Consider the following 15,683-nt stretch of genomic DNA (forward strand, 5'->3'; position numbering starts at 1 on the left):
AAAAAACTTCAACGAGTCGTTGAAGTTAGCCATAAACCAGTACATTAAAAATGCCTATGGCTAAGAAGGGAGCCTTCCTAGCCATAGACCACTTATCTTATTTATCCCACCAGCTTCTGGAAACCCAGTTGTTTCCTCCATTAAGTCTGCCGACAGCTGCATTATAATTAACCCCATTTAAGGTAGCTTCCGATGTTGGGTAGGGTTGGCGACGGGGTATCTGACCACCCGAGAAATTACCCACATAATTCACAGGAGTTAACTCAGGAAACCCTGAGCGTTTCCAATTATTCCATGCTTCAACGAAGTTAAAAAACATGCCAGTGGTCGCCCAATACTGTTCATTAATTTGCTTTAGGGCATTGGCTTCAACCAAAGGATGAGCTTCGGCATAGGCATTGGCCGTGGCCGCCGGAATACTTGCCTCTGCTCCAAAATAGGACAATGACTGGATCCCGGCAGATACTGCATTTTTATAGTGAGCTGCAGCCGTTCCACCAACTGCGAAACCACGTGTCGCTGCTTCTGCAAGTAACAGTTCTGTCTGCGCATAAGTCAACACATACAAGGGCCCGCTTCTATCCCTGTAAAATTGGGTAGGTCTGGAATAATTACCGATGGGGGTAACATCCGCTCCAGAACCAGTAGGACCAGGATATCCTGGGGCCTTTGTGATATCGGTGGCTCCGCCATTCAAATCATAACCATTGGGTAATCCCATCTGTATGGCCGGAGTAGAATTTCCAGCCTTATCAAAGCTCTGATTCGCTGCTAGCCCAGCCTGAGGGACTTCCGCAATTTTACCTAGGCGGGGGTCATCATTTTCTTTCAGATAATCAATCAATCGCTTACTCCAACGTACCTGGTACACGTCGGCTGGAGTTGAAAGTGCGGATCCATTTCCGTTGGTATACCCATTAGCTTCGTCGGTCATAATATAGGCGTCGTCGCTAATACTAGTAAAAGTACCTCCTTTTGCTGCCTTTTCGGCATAGGTCTTGGCAGTAGCAAGATCCACTTTAGTCAAGCGCATGGCCAGCTTCAGCATCAGGGAATAACCGTACTTCTTCCATTTTACTATATCCCCCTTATAAGTAAAAGCATCGTTGGTAGGAATCGCTCCAGCAGGATCCAAGGCTACTACTGCCGTTTCCAGTCTGCTCAACATCGATTTATAAATGCTCTCCTGGGTATCATATACTGGCAAGATCAAGCCTGCCGATTTGGCTTTTAGTGCTTCAGAATAGGGAATATCTCCATAGATATCACTAATAGCAGCCAAACTCTGGATTTGCATGATGATAGCGATATTCTTGAGATTGCTCAGTAAGGGTTTCTCGGCCGCTAGCTGCTCCATTTCATATGCGAAACTCGCCGCCCCGAAGTCGGTATTCCAGCTACTCGCCAAATAAGAGTTGGTATTGCTCGAAATAACATACTTATCAGCATTGCTATAATAGCTGGCCGCACCAGAAGTGGTAGAGGCTAATATTTTCACCCACATACTCTGAAACAAAATGGAGCCATTATAACCTGCAGTAGCTGAAGCATGCTTGTATTGTATGCTAGGCAGCAACAGATTGGCATCAAAACTTGCCTCTGATGAACGGGTAGGATCCGTATTAATTTCATCAAAATTATCGGTACACCCAAACTGGATTAATCCAATTAAGGCCAAGGTATATATGCTCTTTTTCATAGTCCTTCTTATTTAAACTTAATATTTACGTTGACTCCAAAATTGCGAGTAGCCGGAAGACTGGTACCTTCGATACCGGCATATCTTAAATTGGCTCCAAAAGTTGCTTCCGGATCGATATTAGTCGTTTTCTTCATCAATACCGCCAAATTTCTAGACACAATAGACACGTTTACAGCGCGAACCAGCGGCCATTTTTCAATCAGACGGGCAGGAATGCTATAGCCCAATGTCAATTGGCGTAGCTTAATAAAATCTCCATCCAGAACACTTACACCAGTGACATTATTAGCTAGTGCAGTATAATATCCTTTGGCCGTAGCCTCCACCGTATTGGCTGCCCCTCCTTCTGTAACGCCTGTGGTTATCCCATCCCGGCCTTCCAAGGTCATTTGGTGTAATCCTCTCCGGATAGCATAATTTTCTGTGGCAGAAAGGATCTTATTTCCAAAATTATAATCAACCAGGAAAGAGAAATTAAAGGCTCCGAAATTCAGGTCGTTATTAATCCCTCCAAATAATGTGGGCAATACGCTTCCAAAATTCTTGAGCTCGTCACTACGCACTGGGTGCCCTGCTTCGTCCACAACAATCGCTCCGTTAGAGGCATATTTATAATCATAGGCTCTAATTTGAGGCCCTGCTTCTCCTACTACAAAAGCAGTTACAGCATTTCCTAATGTGGCTCTGTTTGATCCCAAATTAATGGTTTGCTTATTTCCATCCGTTTTGAGGATCTTATTATGTACCGAAGTAAGATTGAAGGAGACGTTCCAACCAAACTTCTCCCGCTTCACCGGTGTTCCCGACAACTGTAATTCGAGACCTTTATTCTGCACCGAACCCGTACCCACTACCCCACTGGTATATCCTGTAGCCGGGCTGTAGTTAGCAGGCATGATTTCATTCTTTGTTTTCTGCTCATAATAAGAAACATCCAGGCCTAGGCGACTTCCGAAAAACTTTAACTCAAGACCAACTTCTACTTCATCCTTGGTAAAGGGCTTTAAAAATAGGTTGGGCAGTCCATAACTAAAGTTCCCCGTGGCTATCCCGTTAAATGCATTCCCTACACCGTAATAAATGGCTGTCCCATAGGCGGTCGTAGGCTCTCCACTGGTAATAGCATAAGAGGCACGGAGCTTCCCGAAGCTAAGGGCGGGAATATCCACCAAATCGTTAAATACCAAAGCTCCTGTTACAGATGGTGTAAAAATACCTCTGTTATCCTTAGGTAAGGTGGAGTAAACGTCATAACGTCCCGTGGTACTCAGCGTCAAAAACCCTTTATAGCCTAAATCAACACTATAATACGCCGACTGCACTTCCGTTTTGGAGTAGTCATAAGAACGGCCGTAATTGACTACATTATTATAGCTATATAAATAGGGTAGAACGAACGGACTACCATTAACCCCTATTTTCTCATATTCGTTTTTACGTATATTTCCTCCTAACAACGCATCCAAGGAAAAGTCTTCACCAAAATTCTTGTTTACACCTATCAAACCATCCAAGTTAATTTCGGTTAGCTGCGCATTAGACAGTTCATCTAGCGCCCCTTTCCCTTCCTTCGAATAAGCAGTACCCCATGGAGTTACTTTGAAAATCCTATCGTTGGAGTTGTCATAACCTACCCTAGCCTGAGCATATAACCAATCGGTAAAGGTGTATTTGGCTGCCGCAGCAGAGATGATGCGCTTCCGGCCTACGTCGTTAACAAATTGATTGGTTACAAAATAGGGGTTCGTTACATATTCATCGTCGCTGAACTGAATTTCTCTTCCGGTAGTCGGATTGAATCCTGGAGCCAGGATCCTTTGATCGATATTCGTGGCAAGGAATAATCCATTATTAGCATTCATGGGCCCATCACTAAGTATAGGCTTATTGGTAACGAGCTCATCTACATAATTGGCCATTACATTTACACTCAGTTTGCTGGTAATGTTTTGGTCAATGGTCAGGTTAAAGGTTTTTCTGTTCAGACCGCTGTTTTCAATGATGGCCTTGTTATCCAGATTGGCAAAAGAAAATCTAAAAGATCCATTTTCACCACCTTTTGTCACTGACAAGCTATTGGTAAAATTAGAACCATTGCGATAAAAATTCTTAATGTTATTTTTCTGAGCCTGATATGGATACATATTACCATCAAACTGAATCACATCGGAACCATCCAATCTGGCCCCCCAACTCATACGGGCAGTTTGTTGCGCCGAAGAAGCGGTAAGAGGTTTTTCACCTGCATCTCCCTGTCCATAAACATACTGAAAGTCAGTCATATCAATGGCTTTATCTACGGCATAATTCATATTATAGTCGATAGAAAAGCTCCCCTTTTTTCCACGTTTGGTGGTAATTAGGATTACTCCATTAGATGCCCTGGCTCCGTAAAGAGCTGAAGCAGACTGCCCTTTCAAAACCGTCATATTCTCTATGTCGTCAGGATTCAGATTACCCAATCCATCACCACCATCTGCACCACCCCATTCTCCTGCACTACCGCGTTGAGTATTGTCCATTGGAACACCATTGATAACGATTAATGGAGAACCTCCAGAGTTCATGCTGGGCATTCCACGCATCAAGATCTTGGCAGTACCTCCTGGCCCTCCACTGGTTCCTTTGACGTTAAGCCCCGCTACGCGGCCCGCTAATGAGTTTCCTACATTGGTTTCCCGGGCCTTACTCATCACGTCGCCACCGATGGTAGTAACGGAATAACCAAGCTTACGTGTTTCTTTTGATACACCTAAGGCCGTTACCACTACTTCCTGCAAATTTGCCACGTCAGGAGCCAGATCAATTGTAATCTCGCTACGATTGCCTACTACCACCTCTTTCTTTAAATAACCAATAGAAGAAAAAACCAAAGTTGTATTGTCTCCAACTTCCGATAGAGAGAAATTACCTTCAGCATCCGCATTGGTTCCCCTGGAACTTCCTTTGACTGTAACCGTGGCACCTGGAAGTCCTTGGCCAGTCTCATCTAATACCTTTCCTGTTATTGAGCGATCCTGCGCCATTACCGTTCCATACATCAGGACCATGACCCATAACGGGATAGCAACTTTCCTTAATACTTTACATAATCGTTCCATCATCCATACCAAATTTAAATTGTTGATTAATTCAATTTACAATATCTCATTTTGTATCTGACCGTTACATCAGAATTTTCTAAACTGAACCTGTGCCAAATATGGAAAAAAATTAATTTATAAAAAAAATTAATAATTAATGGTTTTTTGTTAATGAATTGTTAATATAACTAATTATATTACTATTTCATATTCGTATTTTAACATTAAAATAAAATTAAAATCAATATTGAACTAAGGGAGAGATTAGTAATGGGGCATCATGTCCAGTTAGTATAGGGAGAGTAGAGACAAGAAATTGGATAATAGACGCGATATCTACCTATTTTTCCGAGCTGCCTGAGGGGCTATTGGGAAGATTTTTATCTAAAACAAATTCTATATTACGCTGTATTCCTGCGAGTTTAGTCCGTTTCACGGCAGAATTCTTAAAAACCCGTTGAAAAACTTCATGGGTGATCTCAATAAGATCATCCTTTGAAAAACTGAGAAATTCATCGGAAGGGGTGAAGGCAGGAGTTTGATGAGGTTTAGAAAAACGATTCCATGGGCAGACATCCTGACAGATATCGCAACCAAAAATCCAGTTTTCCATTTTCCCCTTTGCTTCTTGCGGGATGGCCTCTTTCAGCTCAATTGTAAAATAACTAATGCATTTGCTACCATCAACAACATAGGGCTCTGTGATGGCATCCGTCGGGCAGGCATCTAAGCATCGGGTACAGGTTCCACAATAATCGCGTACAGGACCATCGGGAAATAGCTCCAGATCACAGATAATTTCTCCAATAAAGAAATAACTCCCCATGGACTTATTGATAATATTGGAGTGCTTTCCTACCCACCCTAATCCACTTTTTGCCGCCCACACTTTATCCATTACGGGAGCAGAGTCAACAAAGATCCGGCCATTCACCTCACCAATTTCTGAAGAAATAGCAGACATAAGAGCTGCCAACTTGTCCTTAAGAACAAAGTGGTAATCGGTTCCATAGGCATATTTAGAAATCTTAAGATCTTGATCCGCCTCCGGCCTCTTGTCCTCGGGGTAGTAATTTAATAATACGGATATGACACTTTTTGAACCTTCCACTAATTTTCGAGGATCTAGTCTTTTGTCGAAATGGTTGGCCATATACTGCATTTGACCATGAGAAGCCCGGTCCAACCATCTCTCCAGCCGAGGCGCCTCCTCTTCAAGGAAGTCAGCACAGGAAATTCCACAAAAATCAAAACCAATTTCTGCTGCCTTCTGTTTGATAAACTGGCTATGCTGCTGTAGAACGATATCGCGGGTAGTCATCATGCAAAGGTAGATAAAGAAGCCTTCAAATGCCATCTTGTCAGTCTTTTCCTGATTGGCAAAGAAATTTAGTAGGCTATAACCAGTATGTTTGTGATAAAAATTGAGCCATAATATGCCCGAAAATAAAGAAGAGGCGTTTGACAACGCCGAAAATTCCGCTGATTTGAATGATACTGCCGATTTGAACCCGGAAACTGACAATATGGAAAGTCAGGAGGAGGTAACTGACAGGGCCGAAACACTAGAGGAAGCACAAGAGAAGCTAGATCCGCTGGAAATGGCCAAGCTCGAAAATGCAGAATTAAAGGACAAGTACTTACGTCTATATGCTGATTTTGAGAACTTCAGAAGAAGAACGGCGAAAGAAAAACTGGAACTATTAAGTACAGCTAATGCTGATATGGTAAAGGCGATGCTTCCTATTGTGGATGATTTCGAACGTGCGAATGCTTCGTTTGAATCTTCTAATAATTTGGAGGCTTTAAAGGAAGGGGTAGATCTGATTTCTACCAAGCTAATTAAAACACTGGAGTCCAAAGGTTTGAAACCAATGGTGGCCAAGGGCGAGCTCTTCGATGCTGAAATTCACGACTCAGTAGCCCAGTTTCCTGCACCCTCAGAAGACCTGAAGGGCAAGGTAATTGACGAGGTAGAAAAAGGCTATTACCTCAATGACAAGGTGATTCGCTTTGCCAAAGTGGTCGTAGGATCCTAATTTTAACAAAGAACTATCTAGCATGATGTAAGCATGACCATCATCATTCGCTTTTATTAATAAGTGAACGACGATATTCGTCAGTTTGCACAATCCCTACATTACAAGATGTCCAAGAAAAGAGATTATTACGAGGTGTTAGGCGTTGACCGCAATGCGTCGGCCGACGACATTAAAAAAGCCTATAGGAAGCTTGCCATCAAGTTTCACCCAGACAAAAACCCCGACGATCCTACTGCTGAAGATAAGTTTAAGGAATCGGCAGAGGCCTATTCCATTCTTAGCGATGATAACAAGCGTCGTCGATACGACCAGTTTGGTCACGCCGGTGTAGGTGGTGCCTCTGGTGGCGGTGCTGGTTATGGTGGCGGTGGATTCACCATGGATGATATATTCTCTCAGTTTGGAGATATTTTTGGAGAAAGCAGCCCTTTCGGGGATATCTTTGGTCGCGCTGGCGGCGGAGGTGGCGGTGGGCGCCGTATGCGTAAAGGTTCCGACTTACGGATTAAGTTAAAGCTCAATCTGGAAGAAGTGGCGAATGGTGTAGAAAAAAAGATCAAAGTAAAGCGCCATGTTACCTGTAATACCTGCGGGGGAAATGGAGCCAAGCATGGTACCGCTCTAACAAATTGTGGTACATGTAATGGTTCGGGGCAGGTTCGTAAAGTGGTAAGCACCATGCTGGGTCAGATGGTATCAACCACTACTTGCTCTACCTGTAATGGCGATGGAAAAATAATTAGCGAGCGTTGCGATAGCTGCGCAGGCGAAGGTCGCCTACTGCAAGACGACCTAATAACCCTTAACATCCCTGGAGGAGTAGCCGAAGGCATGCAGCTTTCTATGGCGGGTAAAGGCAATGTTCCTCCCCGGGGAGGAATGGCGGGTGATCTGCTGATCGTTATAGAGGAAGAAGAACATCTGCATTTGAAACGTGACGGCACCAATGTCGTCTTTGATATGCACCTGAGTTTTATCGATGCAGCCTTGGGTACGCATAGCGAAATACCTACCATCGATGGAAAAGCACGAATTACCATAGACCCTGGAACTCAAGCGGGAAAAATACTTCGTTTGAAAGGAAAGGGTATCAAAGATTTGAACGGATATGGTAAAGGAGACCAGCTGGTTCATATTAATGTATGGACGCCTCAGCAGCTGTCGGCCGACGAAAGGGATACCTTAGAAGGTTTAAGGAATTCGCCTAACTTTCAGCCGAAACCTGGCAAACATGAAAAAGGATTTTTTGATAAAATGAAAGATTTCTTCCATTGATATACGATAAACAAAAAAGCCGTTGGAACTGTCCAACGGCTTTTTTGTGGAATACATTTCTCCATAACACAACGATTAGTAATATTTTCAGGTCTATTCCAGATATTGAGCGTAAAAGAAGAGAAATCCTATTAGGGCCAGGGTACCAGCTGTTCAAGTAACAATATCCTGTATATCCTGCTGGTAAATTACCAGGAATTACTTTCTTTTGTTCCTTCATTCATTCAACAAACCAATATGTTCGCTTTACTTCAGCTGAATCGATTCTCGCAACGATTATTACTGAGTTTTCTTCCCGCTATCATGTTAAGCTTCCAAGCCCGCTCCCAATCCGTCTCCGAAGATAACACTTTGAAGATAGCCACTTTTAATGTTAGTATGGAGGCACAAAATTATGCTCTATCGAAATCGGTCCCATTATCAGCCGGGATCTTAAAAGCAGAACTTGCCTCGGGTGATAATCAACAGATTAAAAATATCGCTCAGATTATCCAGACAGTCAGGCCAGATATTATCTTACTTAATGAGTTTGATTATATCTCCAACCCAGAAGATGGTATAAATGCTTTTAAAAGGAACTATTTGAACAAAGCTCAAAACGGAAAGATGCCCATAGACTATCCGTACTATTTTGTTCATACGGTGAATACCGGTCAGCCAAGCCCCTTCGACCTAGACAACGATGGAAAGGCGGGTCAGTTCGGTGCCGATGCATGGGGTTACGGACTTTATCCCGGACAATACGGAATGGTTATACTTTCAAGATTCCCCCTGGATCAATCAAGGATAAGAACCTTTCAACATTTCAAATGGAAGGATATGCCGGGAGCACTGCGCACCACCAAAGCTGATGGTTCGGACTGGTATAGCCCCGAAGCATGGGCGCAATTTCCTCTCTCTTCCAAATCACACTGGGACGTTCCCGTGATCGTAGGAGGTAAAACCATCCATTTATTGGCCAGTCACCCCACTCCCCCATCATTTGATGGAGCCGAAGATCGTAACGGCAAAAGGAATCATGACGAAATTCGGTTTTGGAATGACTATATACATAAAGACAAAAGCGACTATATTTATGATGATCAAGGGGGTAAAGGTGGACTCCCTACCCACAGTAGATTCGTTATTCTGGGCGACCAAAATGCCTCTCCGGATGAAGGGAATGCCATATTATCGGCAATTCAAAATTTACTTACCGACCCTTTAGTCTTAGGTCAACCTGCTCCGCAAAGCGAAGGCGCTAAGCTTCATAGCCCTACCAATAAGGTTTCCCAATACCATACTGCCGTCTGGCGTATGAGGGCCGATTATGTCCTTCCCTCCCAATTCGGTTTTGACCTAGTTGACAGTGGCGTCTTCTGGCCTTCCCCCGATAGTCCCCACGCGGCCCTTGTCGCCACAAGAACCGCTAGCTCAGACCACCGTATGGTATGGGTGAAAGTTAAAATCCTCCCCTGATCATCGGCAACGTTTGGCACTCGGCAGTATTGCCAGGGAACCGTAGAAAAAGGAAGATGTAGCCAAGGCTCCCTTTTCACTCCGCGGGGCCAGGAACGAACCTACTTAATTAGCTCAACGAGCAAATGAGGTCTTATTATAAATAATTTTTTTCCTACTTAATCCAAGTATATTGCTACAATTATTCCTTATAAGGGTACGTACCCTTAGATGGGGATGCTCCTGTTCCAGCTTAAAAGCCAGGGGATAAGCTTAAAGTAGAATATACAACATGAATCGTTTCTTTACCCTGATCGTTCTGGCATTTCTATGGAGCTGTGGCAAAAAAAAGCCATATGAGGTGAACTTGGCAGAAGGGGAACTTACTGAGTACGTAGATTTCACCTACGATGTTAAGCCGATATTGTCGGATAAGTGCTTCGCTTGCCATGGACCAGACCAAAAAAAACAAAAAGCAGGATTACGTTTAGATACCGCCGAAGGAGCTTATGCCGCTCTTAAAAATTTTCCTGAACAACACGCCATCGTACCACATGACCTTGCGGCCAGCGAAGTGTATACACGTATCGTTTCTTCGGATCCTGATTTGCAAATGCCCCCGCCTGAATCGAACCTGAAACTATCCGTAAAAGAAATTGCTATCATCACACGATGGATAGAACAAGGGGCTGTCTACAAGCCGCATTGGGCGTTCATAAAGCCCCAGAAGCCTGCTATCCCAGCAACCAGCAAGACCAGATGGATAAAATCACCCATTGATGCATTTATCCTGGAGCGTTTAGAAAAGGAAGGTATCAAACCATCCAAAGAAGCAAGCCGTGAAGATCTGATCCGAAGAGCCAGTTTCGATTTATGTGGACTCCCTCCAACGCTAAGTCAGATAGATGAATTCCTTAACGATCGATCGGACGATGCCTATGAAAAAATGATTGACCGCTATCTTCAATCACCGGCATATGGTGAACGCATGGCCTCCGAATGGATGGATATTGCTCGCTATGCCGACAGCGACGGATATCTGGATGACAAACACCGGGATTTTTCACCATGGCGGGACTGGGTAATCGACAGCTATAATCGGAATATGCCCTACAATCAATTCATCACCTGGCAGCTGGCCGGGGACTTAATCCCTAATAAAAACCAAGAGAGTATATTGGCTACCGCCTTCAACCGGCTTCATAAAAAGAATTCAGAAGCAGGAATTGTATTTGAAGAATACCGGGTGGAATACAATGCCGATCGGGTGCAAACGGTGAGTCAGGGTGTGCTAGGGCTCTCTGTTCAATGTGCACGATGTCACGATCACAAATATGACCCCATAAGTCAGGAAGATTATTACAAAATGTTTGGGCTCTTCAACAGCACTCATGAAACTGGAAGCCCTGTATATGGCCCAGATCAAACGCCAGGTCCTGCACTTTTATTAACTACTGAAGAGCAGGAAAACTTACTCCGTAACCTCGATGCAAAATTGGGGAAACTCCAGCAGAAGAAAACCCTAATAAAATCTGGCGAATCGGAAAACTTGCGAAAATGGATCCGCCATAATGGCTCAGATGTTGATATGCTTAAAGCAGGAATACGAAAGAACCTCGTGGCCTACTATCCCTTCGACAAATTAGAAAATATTGTTAATAAGCACGCTAGCACTCCCAATTTGGCTAACCCAGGCCAACCTGCCAAAACCAGTGAAGCCATACTAAAACCAGGTAAAAAAGGGAATGCTTATTTCGTAAGCGACTATAACACCATAAAGCTAGGGCATAGGGTAGGTTGGTTCGAACGCACCGACCCCTTTTCCGTAGATTTATGGATTAACCCCAAAAAGGTCTACCCCGATGCCGGAGTGTTTTATCATTGCGAGGACATTCGTTTGGGCTACAAGGGATATTCCTTACGTCTGGCAAAAAATAAATTACAGTTTATCATTGCCCATTCTTATCCGCAAAATGCCATTCAGGTGAGCACTAAAAATCCGATTCCAACAGGAAAATGGACCCGGATAACGCTCACATATGACGGATCGAGTAAGGCAGAGGGCGCAAGAATTTATATTGATGGTGAATTGGTAGCCCAGCAGCATGATTATGATAATTTGTATAAAGGGATTTTATATCAAAAAAATATCCATACCTATAACTTTGAAGGCTTTACCCTTGGACAACGTAACCTGCTTATCCCCTTTAAAGATGGGGGTATTGACGAACTAGCCATTTATAACCGAAACCTTACGGCTCTTGAGGTATTGTTTCAGCATGATCCGCAGAAAGTGGTAAATATTTGGAAAACCACTACTTCTGATTTACAAAAAAAATGGCTTAAAGAATATTATCATACCCATGCAAATCCGTCTTTTATAAAAATCAATAAGGATATAAAAAAGACTTTAGAAGAAAAAAATGCACTGCTTAACCAAATTCCAGAAATCATGGTCATGGGCGATCTACCCCAGCCTCGCCCTACCTATTTACTGGATAGAGGCGTCTATAATGCTCCTAAACAACGGGTAGAGCCAGGAGCATTGGAAGGCATACTTCCCTTCAAAAAGAAATTCCCAGCCAACAGGTTGGGACTCGCTCAGTGGTTTTTCCATAAAGATCATCCCCTTACATCCCGGGTGTATGTCAATCGATTATGGCAGATGCATTTTGGAAATGGATTGGTTCGATCGGCAGCAGACTTCGGTAATCAGGGAGATTTACCTACGCATCCCAAGCTTCTGGACTGGCTTGCAGTCACCTTTCAAGAGTCGGGTTGGGACATAAAAAAAATGCATAAAACCATTATGCTTTCAGCCACTTATCGACAACACAGCGCCATAAGTCCCCAATTATTAGAGCAGGATCCCGAAAATTTACTTCTAGCCCGAGCTGCACGATTCCGGCTGTCTGCAGAAATGATTCGGGACAATGCCCTAGCCATTAGCGGATTATTAGTCAAAAGTCTCGGAGGACCCAGTGTATACCCCTACCAACCAGAGGGTATCTGGGATGAACTTACTGACAAAATCTGGAGATATCGCTACCTTCAGGCAGCAGGTGATGGCCTTTATCGACGTAGTTTATACAGCATATGGAAAAGAACCTCTCCCCCACCCTCCATGTTAATCTTCGATGCTCCCGAAAGAGGAGAATGTGTTGTAAAGAGGCGGCCTACCAGTACACCCCTACAAGCCCTGGTCCTACTCAACGATCCACAGTATATAGAAGCAGCCCGCAGCCTGGCGGAACGTGTACTAAGAGATAGGCTTCCTCCAGAAAAGGCATTAAAAATGGCCTTCCGGATGGTCATCGGCCGAGAGCCTGACAAAAGTGAGATCGAGCTAATCTATCGTTTTTACCGAGATGAATTAAAACATTTCGGAGATAATACGAACCAGGCTGAGCAATACCTCAGTACTGGTAGTCGAGCAAGAGACACATCTCTACCTCTGCAGCAAACCGCAGCCCTGGCTACGGTTGTACATGCTCTAATGAATACTGATGAAGCCTATACACGTAAATAATATGAATGAGATAAAAAAAATACAGAACCAGCTAAACCGTCGAGATTTTCTTACCAAAGCCGGTTTAGGCTTTGGTGGTCTGGCGCTTTCCAGCATGCTTAGTAGTTCTCAAAACAGACGGACCGACCTGCCTAATGAGCTACAAACCTTTTTGACCGGGCCTACTTTTCCTGCAAAAGCCAAACGGGTAATCTATTTGTTTATGAGTGGTGGACCCTCTCAGCTAGAAACCTTTGATTTCAAACCCGCTTTAACCAAATGGCATGGCCAGGAGATACCCGATTCCATTAGGGGCACCCAGCGAAATTCAGGAATGGTGGCAGGGCAATCTTCTTTCCCTTTGGTAAAGTCAATCTACAATTTTAAACAATATGGACGGGCAGGCGCTTGGATAAGTGAATTACTCCCTCATACGGCAAAAATAGTAGATGAGCTATGCATCTTAAAGTCTGTATATACGGAAGCCATCAACCACGAACCAGCCGTCATGTTCGTTCAGACTGGTTCGCAACAGAGCGGACGCCCCTCTATGGGTTCTTGGCTAAGCTATGGACTAGGATCGGACAACGAAAATCTGCCGCATTTCATGGTTCTTATCTCCAAGGGGCTCAATGACCAGCCTCTCAGCACGGCAGCATGGTCAAACGGTTTTCTAGCATCACACCACCAGGGAGTACATTTGCGGGCTGGAAAAGACCCGGTCTTATACCTACAAAACCCAAACGGGGTTTCCCCGGCAGATCGACGCAGGACCCTGGATCATATTAAAGCCTTAAATGAACACCAATACACACTCTGGGGTGATCCAGAAATTAATTCTAAGATTAGCCAGTATGAAATGGCATACAAAATGCAGACCTCTGTTCCTGATGCCGTTAACTTAAAAAACGAACCCGATTATGTTTATAAGCTGTATGGAGAAGAGGCCCGCAGGCCAGGTACTTTTGCTGCTAATTGCCTGTTGGCTCGTCGTATGGCGGAAAGAGATGTGAAGTTTATTCAACTTTACCATACCGGATGGGATCAACACGGCAATCTTCCTGGCGATATTCGAAAGCAAACGAAGGATGTAGATCAGGCCTCTGCCGCCCTGGTGCAGGATCTGAAACAAAGGGGATTATTGGAAGATACTCTGGTCATTTGGGGAGGTGAATTTGGCCGGACCAGTTTTTCCCAGGGACAGCTTACCAAAAATAATTATGGAAGAGATCATCATCCAGGCTGTTTTACGATGTGGATGGCCGGAGCAGGCGTAAAGCCCGGCATCGTTTATGGAGAAACGGATGACTTTAGCTATAATGTTGCTCAGAATCCAATTCATATTCACGATTTTCAGGCCACTGTCCTACACCTCTTCGGTATGAACCATGAACAACTTGTATTTAAACATCAAGGCAGACGTTATCGCCTTACCGATGTTCACGGACATGTGGTAAAAGATATTCTAACCTGATGACTGTCCCTCACCATTCAAAAAATATAAGACGACCCTACTTATAGGCCTTGGCCTCAGCGACCAGGGCACGATACTCCGCCTTTTCCAGACATTTCTTATAATAGGCCTTGGCCTTGGCTTTATCCCCTTCCCGATGAGCAATTCTGGCTAAGCCCGCATAGGCAATAGATATGTACTCTTCTGTATACTGGCTGTCATGAGGCAACTTTAATGATGCAAGATAACATGTTTTTGCAGCCTGATCGTTTCTCAGAGATTTTTCAAAAACTAGGCCTTGAAATGTTTGATAAGCCCCGGGATAAAAACCAGTAGAAATTTTTTTAATCATATTTAGCTTATCCTCTGCCTGATCGAAGCGTCCAGCCAGCAGAAGGGCCTCGGCATATTTCATCGCATAAAGCGGATTCTGAGGATACCAGTCGACTAGTTTCTGCATGAAGCTAGCCGCCTTTTCGGTTTTATTTTCATATTTGGTAAATATATGTGCCAAATAAAAACAAGATTCTGCCTTAGTAATGGTTCCCAAACGGGTTCCAATTTCAATTTGTCGAAGTCCCAATTCCTTATCTCCACTTTTAAAAAATATCAATAAAGGCTTCACAATAGGATGCTCTTCGGGATACACTTCCACATAATAATTATACATGCCGGAAGTGAAATAAAACTCTGGATTTTTATTGGTTAATTTTAATCCCTCAGTAAAAGCGTTATAAGCCTTCTTTCCTTCGGAGGCAGCACTGAGCATTTCTCCATTATAATTATACATCATAGCCAAATAACCCCGGGCAACCATTGTATAGAAAACGGCCTCCGGATCCTTGCTATCTTTACCAAATTTTTTATCCACCGCATCCAGACATTTATTAAGGTGCTGCACATACACCTTCGACATGGTTTTATGATCTTTAACCGGGAGATATTTCCAAAATAATACGAAAGAATCAAGAATATGAGATACGGGATGACCCGGATACTGCACTTCAATACGGTCAATAAGTTTTTGGGCTTCTGCAAATTCCAGGTTATAAATTCTATCCAGGCTTTTCTGAATAGTTTTCATGGCTGCAGGATCGTTGAGCAACTGTGCTTTGGACTGTTGAACCGGGTTAAAATTTAGAGTAAACAATACAAATGCGAATAAACGTAACTTCATTTTGTT

Annotated in this window: 9 protein-coding genes; 5 read left to right on the forward strand and 4 right to left on the reverse strand. The window is 43.7% G+C overall.

The genetic code is table 11. From position 1 onward, the window contains the following. Positions 1 to 97 precede the first annotated feature (97 nt). The 3 genes from X939_RS0106275 to queG all read right to left on the reverse strand — a co-directional run bounded on the left by X939_RS0106275 (position 98) and on the right by queG (position 6,106). Positions 98 to 1,699: a SusD/RagB family nutrient-binding outer membrane lipoprotein gene (locus tag X939_RS0106275; RefSeq protein ID WP_025762412.1), complete on the reverse strand. Its 1,602-nt coding sequence runs from the start codon at positions 1,697 to 1,699 to the stop codon at positions 98 to 100. An 8-nt stretch (positions 1,700 to 1,707) separates the two neighbouring features. Next, the gene (locus X939_RS0106280; protein ID WP_025762413.1) at positions 1,708 to 4,806 is read right to left on the reverse strand and encodes a SusC/RagA family TonB-linked outer membrane protein; all 3,099 of its coding nucleotides are present in this window, start codon (positions 4,804 to 4,806) and stop codon (positions 1,708 to 1,710) included. Between the two features lie 319 nt (positions 4,807 to 5,125). Then, on the reverse strand, positions 5,126 to 6,106 hold the full coding sequence (gene queG, locus X939_RS0106285; protein ID WP_025762414.1) for a tRNA epoxyqueuosine(34) reductase QueG: 981 nt from the start codon (positions 6,104 to 6,106) through the stop codon (positions 5,126 to 5,128). 115 nt (positions 6,107 to 6,221) lie between these two features. Here queG and X939_RS0106290 point away from each other — a divergent pair, with 115 nt between their 5' ends. From X939_RS0106290 to X939_RS0106310, 5 genes are all read left to right on the forward strand, one after another. Beyond that, positions 6,222 to 6,824, forward strand: a complete 603-nt coding sequence (locus X939_RS0106290) for a nucleotide exchange factor GrpE (protein WP_025762415.1) — start codon at positions 6,222 to 6,224, stop codon at positions 6,822 to 6,824. A gap of 108 nt (positions 6,825 to 6,932) precedes the next feature. Continuing rightward, positions 6,933 to 8,102: a molecular chaperone DnaJ gene (gene dnaJ / locus X939_RS0106295; protein ID WP_025762416.1), complete on the forward strand. Its 1,170-nt coding sequence runs from the start codon at positions 6,933 to 6,935 to the stop codon at positions 8,100 to 8,102. 237 nt (positions 8,103 to 8,339) lie between these two features. Beyond that, entirely contained in the window at positions 8,340 to 9,560 is a 1,221-nt protein-coding gene (locus X939_RS0106300) for an endonuclease/exonuclease/phosphatase family protein (RefSeq protein WP_025762417.1), read from the forward strand. 271 nt (positions 9,561 to 9,831) lie between these two features. Continuing rightward, complete coding sequence (locus X939_RS0106305) at positions 9,832 to 13,068, forward strand: DUF1553 domain-containing protein (protein WP_025762418.1); 3,237 nt, start codon at positions 9,832 to 9,834, stop codon at positions 13,066 to 13,068. Position 13,069: 1 nt separating this feature from the next. Next, positions 13,070 to 14,521 (forward strand): DUF1501 domain-containing protein, encoded by a 1,452-nt coding sequence (locus X939_RS0106310; RefSeq protein ID WP_025762419.1) that lies wholly within the window; start codon positions 13,070 to 13,072, stop codon positions 14,519 to 14,521. Between the two features lie 37 nt (positions 14,522 to 14,558). On the opposite strand, the gene X939_RS0106315 is transcribed toward X939_RS0106310, so the two are convergent. Continuing rightward, complete coding sequence (locus X939_RS0106315; RefSeq protein ID WP_025762420.1) at positions 14,559 to 15,677, reverse strand: tetratricopeptide repeat protein; 1,119 nt, start codon at positions 15,675 to 15,677, stop codon at positions 14,559 to 14,561. Positions 15,678 to 15,683: the final 6 nt, after the last annotated feature.

Source organism: Dyadobacter tibetensis Y620-1 (assembly GCF_000566685.1).
Taxonomy (GTDB): domain Bacteria; phylum Bacteroidota; class Bacteroidia; order Cytophagales; family Spirosomataceae; genus Dyadobacter; species Dyadobacter tibetensis.

Bases quoted from the DNA above. Each gene is read 5' to 3' on its own strand.
- X939_RS0106275 (WP_025762412.1), bottom strand. From the start codon at position 1,699: ATGAAAAAGAGCATATATACCTTGGCCTTAATTGGATTAATCCAGTTT.
- X939_RS0106280 (WP_025762413.1), bottom strand. From the start codon at position 4,806: ATGATGGAACGATTATGTAAAGTATTAAGGAAAGTTGCTATCCCGTTA.
- queG (WP_025762414.1), bottom strand. From the start codon at position 6,106: ATGACTACCCGCGATATCGTTCTACAGCAGCATAGCCAGTTTATCAAA.
- X939_RS0106290 (WP_025762415.1), top strand. From the start codon at position 6,222: ATGCCCGAAAATAAAGAAGAGGCGTTTGACAACGCCGAAAATTCCGCT.
- dnaJ (WP_025762416.1), top strand. From the start codon at position 6,933: ATGTCCAAGAAAAGAGATTATTACGAGGTGTTAGGCGTTGACCGCAAT.
- X939_RS0106300 (WP_025762417.1), top strand. From the start codon at position 8,340: ATGTTCGCTTTACTTCAGCTGAATCGATTCTCGCAACGATTATTACTG.
- X939_RS0106305 (WP_025762418.1), top strand. From the start codon at position 9,832: ATGAATCGTTTCTTTACCCTGATCGTTCTGGCATTTCTATGGAGCTGT.
- X939_RS0106310 (WP_025762419.1), top strand. From the start codon at position 13,070: ATGAATGAGATAAAAAAAATACAGAACCAGCTAAACCGTCGAGATTTT.
- X939_RS0106315 (WP_025762420.1), bottom strand. From the start codon at position 15,677: ATGAAGTTACGTTTATTCGCATTTGTATTGTTTACTCTAAATTTTAAC.